Source organism: Moraxella lacunata (assembly GCF_900453205.1).
Lineage (GTDB): Bacteria > Pseudomonadota > Gammaproteobacteria > Pseudomonadales > Moraxellaceae > Moraxella > Moraxella lacunata_B.
On record NZ_UGQU01000002.1, the window covers coordinates 47,921 to 62,386 of the forward strand.

Annotated in this window: 10 protein-coding genes; 6 read left to right on the plus strand and 4 right to left on the minus strand. The window is 42.2% G+C overall.

The features are described 5' to 3' along the window. Nucleotides 1–13: 13 nt before the first annotated feature. The 4 genes from DX073_RS14890 to DX073_RS05710 form a co-directional block, all read right to left on the minus strand. On the minus strand, nucleotides 14–4,585 hold the full coding sequence (locus tag DX073_RS14890; RefSeq protein WP_115006524.1) for a putative Ig domain-containing protein: 4,572 nt from the start codon (nucleotides 4,583–4,585) through the stop codon (nucleotides 14–16). Continuing rightward, nucleotides 4,572–5,576 carry a hypothetical protein gene (locus DX073_RS05705; RefSeq protein ID WP_115006526.1) on the minus strand — a complete coding sequence of 335 codons (1,005 nt, stop codon included), beginning with the start codon at nucleotides 5,574–5,576 and terminating at the stop codon, nucleotides 4,572–4,574. Before DX073_RS05705 ends, DX073_RS14890 begins: the two co-directional genes overlap by 14 nt. A 139-nt stretch (nucleotides 5,577–5,715) precedes the next feature. After that, nucleotides 5,716–5,850, minus strand: coding sequence for a hypothetical protein (locus DX073_RS14680; protein ID WP_258556890.1), 135 nt, complete (start codon nucleotides 5,848–5,850; stop codon nucleotides 5,716–5,718). A 21-nt stretch (nucleotides 5,851–5,871) separates the two neighbouring features. After that, nucleotides 5,872–6,885, minus strand: coding sequence for a hypothetical protein (locus DX073_RS05710; RefSeq protein ID WP_115006528.1), 1,014 nt, complete (start codon nucleotides 6,883–6,885; stop codon nucleotides 5,872–5,874). A gap of 1,257 nt (nucleotides 6,886–8,142) precedes the next feature. Here DX073_RS05710 and DX073_RS05720 point away from each other — a divergent pair. From DX073_RS05720 to DX073_RS14070, 6 genes are all read left to right on the plus strand, one after another. Then, entirely contained in the window at nucleotides 8,143–8,829 is a 687-nt protein-coding gene (locus DX073_RS05720) for a hypothetical protein (protein ID WP_115006532.1), read from the plus strand. A 1-nt stretch (nucleotide 8,830) separates the two neighbouring features. Continuing rightward, nucleotides 8,831–9,718 (plus strand): class II glutamine amidotransferase, encoded by an 888-nt coding sequence (locus DX073_RS05725; protein ID WP_115006534.1) that lies wholly within the window; start codon nucleotides 8,831–8,833, stop codon nucleotides 9,716–9,718. A gap of 159 nt (nucleotides 9,719–9,877) precedes the next feature. Further along, nucleotides 9,878–12,136: a FepA family TonB-dependent siderophore receptor gene (locus DX073_RS05730; protein ID WP_115006536.1), complete on the plus strand. Its 2,259-nt coding sequence runs from the start codon at nucleotides 9,878–9,880 to the stop codon at nucleotides 12,134–12,136. Nucleotides 12,137–12,184: 48 nt separating this feature from the next. Beyond that, nucleotides 12,185–13,102: an alpha/beta hydrolase gene (locus tag DX073_RS05735; protein WP_115006538.1), complete on the plus strand. Its 918-nt coding sequence runs from the start codon at nucleotides 12,185–12,187 to the stop codon at nucleotides 13,100–13,102. 99 nt (nucleotides 13,103–13,201) lie between these two features. Further along, nucleotides 13,202–14,053 (plus strand): cytochrome-c peroxidase, encoded by an 852-nt coding sequence (locus DX073_RS05740; RefSeq protein ID WP_115006540.1) that lies wholly within the window; start codon nucleotides 13,202–13,204, stop codon nucleotides 14,051–14,053. Further along, nucleotides 13,944–14,279 (plus strand): hypothetical protein, encoded by a 336-nt coding sequence (locus tag DX073_RS14070; RefSeq protein WP_147279686.1) that lies wholly within the window; start codon nucleotides 13,944–13,946, stop codon nucleotides 14,277–14,279. Before DX073_RS05740 ends, DX073_RS14070 begins: the two co-directional genes overlap by 110 nt. The last annotated feature ends 187 nt before the right edge of the window (nucleotides 14,280–14,466 follow it).

The window sequence follows — 14,466 nt, forward strand, 5'->3', positions numbered from 1 at the left end:
CTTGGCCTTAAGTCTAAATCACCACATCCGCCATCTTGATGATCTCATCATGCCCGACAAACTTATCATTGATGTAGATACGTTCTATGTTGGGGAATGATTTTTGGCTTGGTATGATACTGCCTGATTTGAAATAATCTTCAATAATAATGCCATCATCATTTTGCTTGACATCGATAAACAGATGATTGCCCTGTTTGGCAAAGCCCAAATCAGACAACGTCAGCCCCGAAATCTTTAAGATATCGAGCCCACCAACATCACGAATCGTGTCCAGACCATCGCCTTTGTGATACAGATAAGTATCATTGCCATAGCCACCGATAAGCAGGTCGTTATCGAGTCCGCCAATTAGGGTATCATGACCAAATCCACCGATGAGCGTGTCATTACCACGACCGCCACTTAGGACATCATCTCCTGTCAGACCACTCATGGTATTGGCTTTATCATCACCTGTGATGTCATCAGCACCGAGCTTGCCCACATATCGCTTGCCAACAGTGATGGGGTCAGGCGTTGGCGTGATGGGCAGAACAGGCTCTGGCATCACGATGGGCTCACTGCCTTTGATGGTAAAGCTGGCATTGGTACTGACACTCTGACCGAAGCTGTCTGTCGCTGTTATGGTAATGTCATGCATGCCAATCTCTGTGGTCGCAGGGTCTATGATGAGATGATTGTTGTCAATGTAGATACCGCTCAAAGAATTTGCCGATAGCGAATAACTTAACGCATCACCATTGTTATCAACAAACAGCTTATCTAGACCCATCTGCATCATGGCATCATCTTGGCTTAGCACAAGCGGTAGAGTCAAGGCAGAGACGAGCGTTGGCCGTTCATTTACTCTTAGTGTGAAGCTGGTATTGGCATGCTCGCCCTTGGGGTCGGTGGCGGTCAATGTGATGTTAAATACCCCTTTATCAGGCGCCCTGCCTGTTAGCATCTTCGTAGCAGGGTCAAAATGCAGTCCATCCGCCCCTTGGATGCTATACGTCAGCTCATCACCATCAGCATCGAGGAATACCTCGCCAAGACCGAGCGCGATGTCTCGCCCTGCCAACACCATCTGGTCAGAGACACGATTATGAACGATGGGAGCGGTGTTTTTGGTTTCTTTTAGTATCATGCCTAGCAAGATGTCATTGTCGCCATCTTTTGTGGTGGGGGTGTCTTTGATGGCAATGGAGGCGTTGAAGTCTTTGCTTAATAGGCTGTAGTTGCCGTTATCGTATCTTATCAAGTCAAATTTGCCATCATCGCTTTGGTAGAGGTTGCTGGCATTGGCGGATTTAAAAAACTGTGTGCCTGTTAGATCATAATGATTGATTTTGATGATGCCACTATTATCACTGTCAATGATGGTTTTGTCATCCGCCCCACTTTTGGCTAGGTCTTCTAGGTCAAACACATACGTATCATTCCCTTTGCCACCAATTAGCCTATCTCGTCCTGCACCGCCTTTTAGCGTGTCATTCCCTTCAATATTCTCATCTCTGTTATCATCACCCCATAGGATGTCATCACCCTCACCACCATCTAGATAATCATTACCATACTGACCGATGATAAGGTCGTCTCCCTTGCCGCCGTACAAAAAGTCATTGGCATGTTCTGATTCAAAAGCATGCTTATCATAACTTAGCTTCACTTCTTCATGTGGTGTGATGGTATAATCACCTTTGTCTGCATCTATCTGTAATTGCCAATCAAATGTTTTTGCATCTCTTATGTATTCATTTCCCAGTCTGGTTTCCAAATACTTGCCATTGGTGTAGCCATATTCTATTGTGGGTTTTTTGGCTGGTATGATGGTGGGGGTTAAGTTCGTAAAGACAGGAACAAGTGGATGTACGCTTATGGGTGTGGGTGTATGAATCACGGTATCATTATGAACAATACTGACAGATTTTACCCCAAATCTCACATACCCATCCCCCAATATCACATCATCACCGCCACCCCCATAGATGATGTCACTGTCCGCCCCACCTTGTAGGAAGTCTTGGTTTGCACCACCATGAATCACATCATCACCTCGTCCGCCCAATGCCCAATCGCCTTTTTTGTTGTTATGGGTGTTGTTGGGATTATTTGAGTCGGTATGTATCGGTGTTTTACCATTTGATTTATACTCATGATCCACCCAAATAATGTCATCGCCAATCCCTGCCGAGATTAGGTCGTTACCCTCTCCACCGATAAGCAGATCATGGTCTTCTTTGGGTATTTCTGGGTCGGTTGGGTCTCTTAGTTCATAAGAGATGGGCGAACCTGATATAACATCATTACCTGCCCCACCTCTGATCACATCCGCCATATCGCCACCGAATATCAGGTCATGCCCATCACCTGCATCGATGTTTAGGTATTTTCTGCCTGTGCCAAAGATGGTGTCAGTCTTGTTTGAACCATAGATGTCTAAGTACTGAGCAGGAAAAGCGCCTGTACCTATATGCGATAAAAAACCATCAATGGCTTTGATGGTGTAGGTGCGATTTTTATCAATGTCTTCTTGGCTGTCGCCTAAATTAATAGACAATGCGGTGTATGTCGTGCCATTGGCGATGGCGATATTAAAGAAGTCTTTGATTCTAGCAATGTCAGGCACTTTGGTGTCATATATGGATAAATCATCGCCAATACGATGAGCAGTATATAGCACATTGCCTGCACTGTCTTTGGCTTCCCATATGCCTGATGCGCCTTGTTTTAGGATAAAGTCTGTGGGTAGGGGTTTGTTGTTAAAGAGAATATGTCCTTTGCCGTCAGCGTCATAGATGGTGTCGTGGTCTTTGATGTGGTAGGTGTCAAAATCAGCACCGCCTTCTAGGTAGTCATTGCCCTTGCCACCGTCTAGGGTGTCGTTGCCTTTACCGCCGAAGAGCTTGTCAGTAATTGAACCACCTTTAATTGTATCGTTACCCTTACCGCCAAATACATTATAATGATTTCCGTCAATATCCACCCCATCAATGTCTAACTTTAAGTTACTGTCTAAGTCTTGGTAGATATGGTCTCCTTGAACAACTGGTAAAGGTAGCAATCCAAATACTTGCAGTTTATCATCATAATCAATATCCATATCAGAATATTGAAGCTTAAAGCTCAACATCTCATTTCTAGCTTCTAGATATTCTTGGGTCATGCCATTAGGGTTGTCTTTTGAATATAACTCCAATTCGCCATTTTGATTGTATTTAGAATAATCTAGGTCTGTAATCACCATTGGTAGCAGGTGTTGTAATGAAAACCGATATGCCATCGCAAGCTCATTGTCTTGCAGGGCAAGTTCGCCATAATTGGTTGTTTCTTTGAAACTTTGTGGGATAATCATTGTTTTACCACGCAGTTCTTTAAAGAATGGGTAGGCTTGTTCCATTGATTGAATCATGTCATCAGCAGTGGTGATGTTATCAGCACTGTCTGTGCCTGTGATGGCTTTATGCAAAACTTTATAGATATGCAGGGCTTTTTCAAAGCTCATTTCTTGGTAATCTTTGGCACTAAACAAAATGGCAGTGTCTTCCATTACTACTGATTTGCCTTGTTTATTAACAAAGTTACCCAGTATCATGGTGTTAAAGGCGATGACGGCGTTGAGTTCTGTTGCATCTAAATGCCCCAAATAAGCTGAATAAAATTTATCTGAAAATTCAATAAACCAGTCCATTTCGTAAAGTTCTTGACCAAAAGCAATTTCAAAAATTTTACCCCAAATAATTTCCTCTCCAAGCCAGTAACCACCCTTAAAAGCCACATCAGTTGCAATGCCCACAATAACACCCCGAGCCGCCAAAGCGGTTAAATTGGGGTGGGATAATGATTTTACCTGAGATAGCATTTTAAATGCTCCATCATTAAAAGGCACATCCCATTTTGGAAATATTGTCAAAATGCTAGATGTTGCCCAGTTTGTCCAATAAGTCGCTCTATCTAGCAATTCCTCAGGATTTTTAGCATCAATTTCATTGGATAGCAAAAAAGCCAAGGTTCCACCATTAAACACATGGCTCAATGATTTAAAAATCTTATCATCAATACCATTGGCATAACTCCCCAAATCTTTATCAAAGATTTTTTGCATAACTTCTTGGGCATTACTCTTATGGACATCTACGCCACTAACGCCAATATGGGATAATTTTGATTGAATGTTATTATTTACATTTTGCAATTGTGCATTAATGGTGTTAATGGAATTCTGATAAATTTCTTTTTTGGCAAGATTATCAGTTTTATTAGCACTATCTTGTAGTTGATTAATTGCATCGCTTAGCCATTGCTTTTGTACAGACAAGCCAATAGCATTAAAAGACTCATCAGAGATGTTCTTAATTTTATCTATTGCTTTAAGACCATATAATGATTGTAGAGTTTCTTCTAGTATTATCGCGGATAGCAGTTTATTGGCGTTGGATACAAAAATACCGGCATTAGCATCGGATTGTACATTGCCCTCACTGTCAACATAAAACCCAACGCTTGTATTAATGGTATTATCACGCACAGCTTTTAGTGAATCAATAATTCTTTCATTAACAAAATCTGAAAGACTACTGCTTTGATTAACATTGCTCATATTTAGCTCCTAAGCCAAAGATTGAAAAAATAGACTGCTTGATAAACACAAACCAGCCGAACAAAAATTTAAAATAGAAAAGTATAAAAATTAGCCCAATATGTTGCCAGAATAAACTTAGCCAGTTAAATTTGCCAAAAATATAGTGAACAACTAGCTCCACATCAGAAACAAATGCCAATGTTGCACCAATGAATAATAAAAAAGCCCCAAAACTTAAAAACACGCTATATAGGAAAGATGAAACGCCATCAATATGTCTTGGGTCTGCCCGATAAAATCCAAGCCAATCAATAGGTTTCCACAAAATAACAATTAATGATGACATCACAAATGGTAAAGTAAAAGTTTTTATCACCCGATACAGCATGACTGCATGACCAAAATCTGAGTTCATAAAAAAATAGTCGTCTTTATAGCCAAGCTCATTGATGCCATCATCAAGTACATCCAAGACAAAAATATCCCTATCCACATTCAATGGTGGTACATTGGTATGACTAATCGCCCACTCAATCAATGCACTTGCCCATCTTGGTTCCCATACAAGTGCCAAATCCTTAACCCATGCTGAGATAAAAAACACTTCAAATAAAAAGTATGACCCAAGAAATACCAACGCCCACCTTTGGATAGGTCGCATGGCAAGCTGTCCTGTTTCATTGAGATAAGCAACGACTTCCTGACGGTCCTCATCATCTAGTTCATCAAGATGGGCGTGTAATTCTTGTTCTCGTTTGGCAGTATGTGTTTTCCCAAAAAACAACCTAAACCAAACAGGACAAAGTGCCATCATGGTGCAGATAAATAGATAATAGATGAAGTTAAAGAACAGATTTTGCTGTAAGCTAAATCCTTCTAGCTCAAAGCCAAGAAAAGCAAACCCCCAAAAAAACCAAAAACAGATGATAAGAGCATAATAAAACAGATTGTCTTCATACAGACGGTTGGAAATAAGCCAGTCGGCAATGGTGTTGGTGTGGTGGGGCATTTTTGGTACATATGTTTAAATATCTTTTTAATTTAACATAGCAAAAATACATTGTCAATATATTTTCTCAGCTCGTAGGTTGGGTTGAACGATAGTGAAACCCAACAGTTTAAGTTTTGAACTTGTTGGGTTTCGTACCTCAACCCAACCTACGAGCTTCCCAAACTTCTTCATAGTCCTCTTTGTCGGTTACAGAACCAAATGAATGTTTTTCAAGAATTTTTCTTGCTTCTTCAATAAAGAAAGCATCTGCTAGACCAGTTAGATTGCTCATAAAATACCTCGTTAGGTTAGTTTAAAAAAATTGTTTAATAAAATCAATAACGCCCAAAATAAGTAGTTTGCTCATTTTAAGCCAAGAAACAATAATAAAAAAACTAATAATCATAAGGACTAGACAAAAATTTAAATACAAATTATCTAGCCACATTACAATATTCATAGACATCTCGGCAGATATGTCTACGGATTGAACAAGAAGTATTCCACCCCACATCATCAAAGCACAGAAAAACGCCAAAAATGAAGTCCATAAATAAGATTTTAAAAATGAAAATAAATCACCGTTATGACTATGTTTAAATTTATTTAAGCCACTCCAGCCAATAATACCCAAGAAAGATGGATTAATTGCAATAATAATACACGGGACACCGATAAAACGAACAAAGTGAAAAAATAAAGCTGATTTACCGAATTCAGAATTAAGAAATTCTATCTCAGAATTATACATAGTATGCAGGATTTTATCACTTGATGAACCAATATCCAAAATAAACAACTTTCTATCTACATTTAACGGCGGTAAGTTGGTGTTTACTCTCACCCACTCCACAATCCCCATCACCCAATCAGGTTGCCACACCAACGTCAAATCCTTCACCCACGCCGAAATAAAAAACACTTCAAATAAAAAGTATGACCCAAGAAATACCAACGCCCACCTTTGGATAGGTCGCATGGCAAGCCCTCCTGTATGGGCAAGCTCTGCTTCTACTTCCGCCCTGTCATGATCATCAAGTTCATCTAGGGCTTGTTGTAATTCTTGTTCTCGTTTTGCAGTGTGGGTTTTCCCAAAAAACAACCTAAACCAAACAGGACAAAGTGCCATCATGGTGCAGATAAATAGATAATAGATGAAGTTAAAGAACAGATTTTGCTGTAAGCTAAATCCTTCTAGCTCAAAGCCAAGAAAAGCAAACCCCCAAAAAAACCAAAAACAGATGATAAGAGCATAATAAAACAGATTGTCTTCATACAGACGGTTGGAAATAAGCCAGTCGGCAATGGTGTTGGTGTGGTGGGGCATTTTTGGTACATATGTTTAAATATCTTTTTAATTTAACATAGCAAAAATACATTGTCAATATATTTTCTCAGCTCGTAGGTTGGGTTGAACGATAGTGAAACCCAACAGTTTAGGTTTTGAACTTGTTAGGTTTCGTGCCTCAACCCAATCAAACCCACATTTTTGTCGATTTTTAAAAACTTTAACCCCAGTATTTACAAGGGCTTATGCTTAGCTTGAAAAGAGGCTTGTTATACAAAATCCATAAAATAATCACCACGCCAATAGCAAAAGTTAAAAATGCAAAAAGCAAGTGAAACAAAGCAAATGCCCAGCCAATCAATCTTCCAAACCAACTATTAGATTGTCGCCACGCACAACCTGCTTCAAATAGCCGTAGCAGTAATACTGCAAAAGCAAAAAGCAACCAAATGATAAACCAAATACACCCAACCAACTTGATATTTACCACGGGTTTGTAGGGGTGTGCTGAGCACACCCTTTGGTGATATTACCATACAAGGCGTGCTCAGCACGCCCCTACGTCCACACATCATTGTATTTTTAGTAATTTTAAAGTTTCTTGGGTGTAATATCCCAACTACCATCTAGGTCGCCAAGTTGCAATATACCAAAACGTCAAAAAAAGCAGTAATATTTTGATTTTACCATGCTTTTCATCATGATTCTTAGCATGTCTTGTTCTTATGGTGTAGCTTACGATGAACCAATTTGACATCTCCAATTTTTCGACCGTTCTCTTGGCATTTTTGAACAAGAACGTCCTAACATGCTTGCGATTTTCTCGGTTTTGTGCCTTGTGCAAGCATTAATATTATCTTTTCTCGTTCATTTATGCTAAGATGTTTGTAGGTGTTCATGGTTACTTTTTGATTTGTGTGGTAACAATATTATGAGCAATAATGAATATCTTTTCATTGGTTGTGATTGGACTGTATGTTTAAGGCTCAAAAACTGCAAAAAAAGATCTAAGATTATCTTTGTTCAAAGAATTAGGTAGGGTCTGGGGGTGTATTAACCTTCACTATAGTGCAAACTTGCATAATTTGTCAGGCAAGATTACAAAAAGAGAAAATCATATACCAACTATTTGAAAACCATCATACCCAAGCCAATATTAAATGCGGTTTTGGTAAATTTATTGATTGATAAATCATCATTCAACCAGCTGTATGGAAATTATATTTGATGAAATCTACTAAACACTTATCCGTCTTGGTATTATTTTCATGCTTATGGTCAATACCCCAATCAAGCATGGCTAAAATTGCCAATTGCCCTGCCATTGATGAAAATAACATCCGTTATAGAAGTCATGGCAATTTTGTGGAAGCGTCTTACACCACGCACAATCAAACAAACACAATCCACCCAAAGCCAATTGAAAATAAGCAAATACTTTGGCATACTAAGTTATTGGAAAATGACAAAGTGCTAGACCCGCATTTAGAAGCCGATGTTCAGTTTAATATCACTTGCATTCAATACACCACTGATAAACATATTATCGCAACTGATAGACGCAACAGACGATTTATTTTGGATAAACAAACAGGCAAACTTTTACAAACCCAAACATACGAATTATTATACAATCTAAGGGTTAATGAAATCCCTATTTATCATCAAAACGACATCGCAAAATTAGAGCATTTGGGGGATTATTTATTTGTTCTAAAACGCATTGATTATATCAATCAATCATCATTAGCCATTTATAAAAATGATATGCCTGACAATTATGATGTTGTATTAAATATGCCAAATAACACTTTTTATTTATTGGCAAAGCAAACACTCAAAGACACCCTAAATCTTTTAAAAGATTTTGAAAAAGACAAAACCATTAACACCGAGCATTGGGTCAAAATGACAGCCAAGCAAATGACCGACTGGCATCACAAAACCTATGTCCAACCCAAATTATTACAACGAGCCAACTAATATGTGTCAACTACTTGGAATGAACTGCAACACCCCCACCGACATCGGATTTAGCTTTACAGGCTTTCGCCAGCGTGGGGGCTTGACCGACCACCATGAGGACGGTTTTGGCATTGCGTTTTTTGAAAAAAGCGAATCGGGCAACATCGGACTTCGCCAATTTCACGACAACAAGCCAAGCTACCTATCGCCCGTGGCGGATTTGATAAACCATTACCCCATAAAAGCCATGAACGTCATCGCCCATATCAGACGGGCGACCACAGGCGAAAAAAGCAACCTATCCAACCTACACCCCTTTGTGCGTGAAGTGTGGGGCGAGCAGTGGGTATTTGCCCACAACGGGCAGATGACAGCGAGCTTTATCAGTCGCACCGAACGCCTACACGCCAACGGCAATGCCGAGCATTATACGCCCGTAGGCACGACCGACAGCGAGCTTGCGTTTTGTTATCTGTTAAACCGCCTAAAAGCCACTTTTAAATCCCGTCCGTCCGATGAGGCGTTGTTTGCCTTTTTGACCGCACAATGCCGTTATCTGTCCGCCAATGGGCTTTTTAACTGCTTGATTTCTAATGGAAATTGGCAATTTGCCTATGCAGGCAGTCTTTTGTTTTATCTCACTCGCAAAGCCCCTTTTGGCGAGGCTCATCTGTCAGACGGCGAGATGAGCGTAAATTTTGGCGATTTGACCACTGCCAAAGACAAAGTTACCGTCATCGTTACCATACCGCTCACCAACAACGAAAAATGGCAACAGATTGCCGTGGACGAATGTGTGGTATTTAGGGACGGCGACGTGGTGTTTAAGGATACGCCCAGCAAAAAAACCTATCTATCTATCGAAGACGGCATCGCTTTGGCAAGAAGTGTGGGGGCAAGCGTGTGATGGGCATGGCAATCAATGGCAACCAATTAAGAAGATTTTGCCAACAATTCACCGCCTTAATTAAATAAAGATAATAATAACATTTATTATTTACATTATTGTAATATTTAAGTATAATTGTTACCATTTACACCTATTTAATTTAATTAAGGAAACGCCATGCCACAGTTTCGCCCAAAAACATTATCCGTCTGCCTGTTATCATTCATGAGTATGACAGCAATGGCACAGACCCAAGCCGTCAGCGATGACGATCTGCCAAATGTTGAGCTAGAACACATGGTCATCACCGCCCAAAGACAAGTCAAGCAGTCGCTTGGCGTGTCAAACATCAGCGAGGACGACCTTGAACGCACGCCTGTTGCCAGCGACATCTCAGAAATCGTACGAAAAATGCCGGGGGTAAATCTGACAGGAAACTCGGCAACAGGTCAGCGTGGCAATCAGCGACAGATTGATATTCGGGGTATGGGTCCTGAGAATACGCTCATCTTGGTCGATGGTAAGCCGATCACCTCACGCAATAGCGTGCGTTATGGCTGGCGTGGAGAGCGTGATACTCGTGGCGACTCGCAGTGGGTGCCAGCGGCGGCAATCCAAAGCATTGAGGTTATCAGAGGTCCTGCCGCCGCTCGCTATGGCAGTGGGGCGATGGGTGGGGTGGTGAACATCATCACCAAAAAAACCACCGAGGGCTTGCATGGCTCTGTTGAGCTGTACACCAATCAGCCAGAGGACAGTCAAGAGGGCGACAGTCGGCGTATCAGTGCCAATCTTAGTGGCTCACTGACCGATAAGCTGGGCGTGCGTCTTTATGGTAATTTTAACAAAACAAAGATGGACGACCCTAACATCAATCCTTTGGTGCGTTATTATAATGCCAATGGCACTTATTATATGGCACGAGCGGCAGGGCGTGAGGGCGTGGAAAATAAAGATGCAGGCATACGCCTAAGCTATGAGATAAGCCCTAAGCACACGCTTAATTTTGATGCCACTTATGGTCGTCAGGGCAATGAATATGCAGGCGACACACAGCACTCCAACCGTGATGCGACTTTGACAGACCCGACTTCTGCCCAAAATGCCAGCAATGCACTTCTTAACTCTCTTTTGGGCAGTCAGACCAACATCATGCGTCGTGATGGCTATGCACTAAGCTATGATGGCGAATTTGATTGGGGCGATGTCAGCTTGACCGCTCAATATGATAAAACCAAAAACACCCGTCTGAATGAGGGTTTGGCGGGTGGTCCTGAGGGGGTGATTACCAGTTTGGAATTTGAAAATACCAAACTTGACACCAAAAGACTGCACGGTGAGCTGACTTTGCCTTTGATGGTGGGCGTGCCACAGAAGCTCACATTGGGGGCAGAATATGTACATGATAAGCTCATAGATACCGCTAACACGGATGAAGGCACAGCCACAGGCACGGACAGACGAGCGATATTTGCCGACTATTACACCTCTGGCGACAGAAGCAAGATGACCTCACGCATTGCCTCTGTCTATGCAGAGGATAATTTGCAACTTTCAGATGACACCAATTTGGTGCTATCGGCTCGTTACGACCACCACAATAAATCAGGCGGTAATTTTAGCCCAGCATTAAACCTCACCCACAAGCTCAATGACGCTTGGACGGTAAAAGCAGGCGTGGCTCGTGCGTATAAAGCACCCAACCTTTATCAAAATTCAAGCGGCTATCTGCTCTACACTCGTGGTCAAGGATGTCCTGTCTATCTGGGCAATAGATTTCGCTGTATCTTGCAGGGCAATGATGACCTAAAACCAGAAACCTCACTCAACACCGAGCTTGGCGTACAATACAAACAAGACAATATCAATGCCAGCTTAACTTATTTTCATAATGATTATAAAGATAAAATTGTGGCAGGCAGTGCGGTGCATGACACAACAGTCATTGGGGCGGATACTTATCGTTTGTTAAAATGGGAAAATACTCCGAGGGCGACCATATCAGGTCTGGAGGGCAATATCACTTGGACAAAGGATAAAGCACGCTGGACCAATAACATCACTTATATGATGAAGTCGGTGGATAAGCAGACGGGCGACCCGTTATCATTGGTGCCAAATTATACATGGAACTCTGTCTTTGGCTATGACTTTAATGATGATTGGGATATGAATGTGGTATTTACGCAGTATGGTCGTCAAAAGGTACGCCGAAATGCTCAAAATGTCATCGAAGTCGGTCAGCTAAATGGACCTGATGTACGCAGTTATAATACCGTCTCTGTCAATGCAGGCTATCGCTTTAATGACAATCTACAAGGTCGTATCGGAGTGAATAACTTGTTTGACAAGCAGCTGCTGCGTGATAATAGTGCCAATCAGACCTATAATGAGACAGGGCGTGCATATTTTGCCAGTTTAAAATACGAGTTTTAATTGTTAAAATTAAGGGCATTTTTCGCCCTTAATTTTTTGGATAATTTTATGAAAATTAGTCATTTCTCTGCATTTTTTGCCTTATCCTTAATGGCATTACAAGGTTGTACCAGTCTGCCTGCCAAACAGTCTGCCCCAAACTGGCAAGTCGCCACCATGTTAAACAGCCATGAAAAAGTGGTGTATTCCAGCCACACCAACAAACACTATCTGATACAAGTCGCCACCATTGGCAAAAAACCTGCCAACGGCTATCCTATCATCTATGTGCTAGACGGCAATGCGTTTTTTGGGGTGGCAACCTCCATCGCCCAAATGAATCACGACAAACCGAGCGAAAAAAATCCCAAATCCTTAATGGTCGTGGGCATCGGCTACACCACAGGGCGAGCCTTTGACATACCAAACCGCACGCATGACTATACGCCACCGTCCAAAAGCTACCCCACCCCAAAAGGCGAGCAGACGGCTTTTGGTGGGGCGGATTATTTTCATGCTTTTATCGCTGATGAGCTTGAACCCATGCTGGATAAGGAGTTTGGCATTAACCCCAATCATCGCACACTTATCGGGCATTCGTATGGCGGACTGTTTGGGCTGTATCTGCTCATGGCTCGCAGTGAGAGTTTTGATAATTATGTCATCGCCAGCCCATCTATTTGGTGGAATGATAAGAGTATCTTGACCCATCAAAATGGAATTATCGCCACACCCAACGTCAAAAATATCCTTATCACGCTGGGCGAACACGAACTGAACGCCCGCCACCGTAACCCCAACACCCCCACCACGCTAGAAAATAGCAATGCCTATCTTATGAGTGAGTTTTTAAAAAATAAACTGCCCCACACCAACGTAACTTTTCATTTTAACCCCAACCAATCCCACGGCGAAAATGCCTATCCGTCCATCATACAAGGCGTGAACATGGCGTATCAGGCGTGCAAGGCGGACTCAAACTGTTAAATCTTGTCAAGCCAAAAAGCATACGATAATCATTCGCTTTACAGTTTTATAAAACAGGTTTATAATAACCCACCAAACATAACAAGCTGATTTATCGCAATGTTACGAGTGGTTTTTGTGGTGTTGGCTATCATGTTTAGCACCTGTCAGGCAGTAGCTCACACATCATCAGGCGAATGCGACATACAATGTTTACGCCTTGCTTATGCCAAACCTACCGACCAATGGTTGGCACCAACCATTGATGACGGCGTGGCATGGGCAGAGCTTGCCCCCATTGGCACGCCACCCATGCCCACACCCCTAAGCGAGCTTGGCAAACGGTTATTTTTTGAAACCGCCTTGTCATCAGACGAACAAATCTCTTGTGCCACCTGCCATGACCCACGCCACGCCTTTGCTGACCCACGCCCCGTATCGCTTGGCGTATATGACCGACAAGGCACCCGCAACAGCCAATCCTTGACACATCTGGGGTTAGACAGCCCACAACACGCCTTTTTTTGGGACGGACGAGCCAAGACCTTGCACGAGCAAGTACTCATGCCCCTGACCGACCCCAACGAGATGGACATTACGCTAGACAGCGTGCCAAACCGCTTGGCAAATGCAGGATACCTGCCACACTTTCGGACGGTGTTTGGGCAACAAATGACCGCCATTGACATCAATCAAGTCGCCCACGCCCTGACCGCCTATCTGCACACGCTCACCCCTACACCCACCCGTTTTGATGAGTTTTTAAAGGGCGACATCACAGCTTTGAGTGATGCCGAACTGTTGGGCTTGCACCTATTTCGCACCAAGGGGGCGGTGCATGAATTGTCATTTTGGGCAAGCGATGAGCGATGGCGATTTTCACAATCTCAATCAAACCCTAGCAGGGCGAAAACGCCAAGACTTTGGCAAATACGACATCACAGGCGACCCTGCCGATTTTGGCAAATTTAAAACCCCATCTTTGCGAAACCTTAGCACATCAAAACCGTGGTTTCATCATGGACTGTTTACCAATTTGCGTGGCGTGGTGGCGATTTATAACACAGGCATGGACATACCACCCACCAGCACCGCCCCACCCATTGCCCACGCTGACCACTTAGACCCACTCATCAAATCGCTAGAGCTGACCGCCTATGAGATGGACGCATTGACGGCGTTTTTGCTGACGTTGTAGCAAGATTAAAAAAACCAATCCCAAAAATCAGTCATTTTGTCCATAAATCCTCAATTGATGGATGAAATTTTGCTAAAAGTATGTTAAAGTACACTTATCTTGTAACTGATTATCAAATGATAATCAAAAGAGCTGTGATGATTGATAAAATCAATAATCAGCGACTAAGTCCATGATTTAAAAGGTG

Bases quoted from the DNA above. Each gene is read 5' to 3' on its own strand.
- DX073_RS14890 (WP_115006524.1), bottom strand. From the start codon at position 4,585: ATGAGCAATGTTAATCAAAGCAGTAGTCTTTCAGATTTTGTTAATGAA.
- DX073_RS05705 (WP_115006526.1), bottom strand. From the start codon at position 5,576: ATGCCCCACCACACCAACACCATTGCCGACTGGCTTATTTCCAACCGT.
- DX073_RS14680 (WP_258556890.1), bottom strand. From the start codon at position 5,850: ATGAGCAATCTAACTGGTCTAGCAGATGCTTTCTTTATTGAAGAAGCA.
- DX073_RS05710 (WP_115006528.1), bottom strand. From the start codon at position 6,885: ATGCCCCACCACACCAACACCATTGCCGACTGGCTTATTTCCAACCGT.
- DX073_RS05720 (WP_115006532.1), top strand. From the start codon at position 8,143: ATGGCTAAAATTGCCAATTGCCCTGCCATTGATGAAAATAACATCCGT.
- DX073_RS05725 (WP_115006534.1), top strand. From the start codon at position 8,831: ATGTGTCAACTACTTGGAATGAACTGCAACACCCCCACCGACATCGGA.
- DX073_RS05730 (WP_115006536.1), top strand. From the start codon at position 9,878: ATGCCACAGTTTCGCCCAAAAACATTATCCGTCTGCCTGTTATCATTC.
- DX073_RS05735 (WP_115006538.1), top strand. From the start codon at position 12,185: ATGAAAATTAGTCATTTCTCTGCATTTTTTGCCTTATCCTTAATGGCA.
- DX073_RS05740 (WP_115006540.1), top strand. From the start codon at position 13,202: ATGTTACGAGTGGTTTTTGTGGTGTTGGCTATCATGTTTAGCACCTGT.
- DX073_RS14070 (WP_147279686.1), top strand. From the start codon at position 13,944: ATGAGCGATGGCGATTTTCACAATCTCAATCAAACCCTAGCAGGGCGA.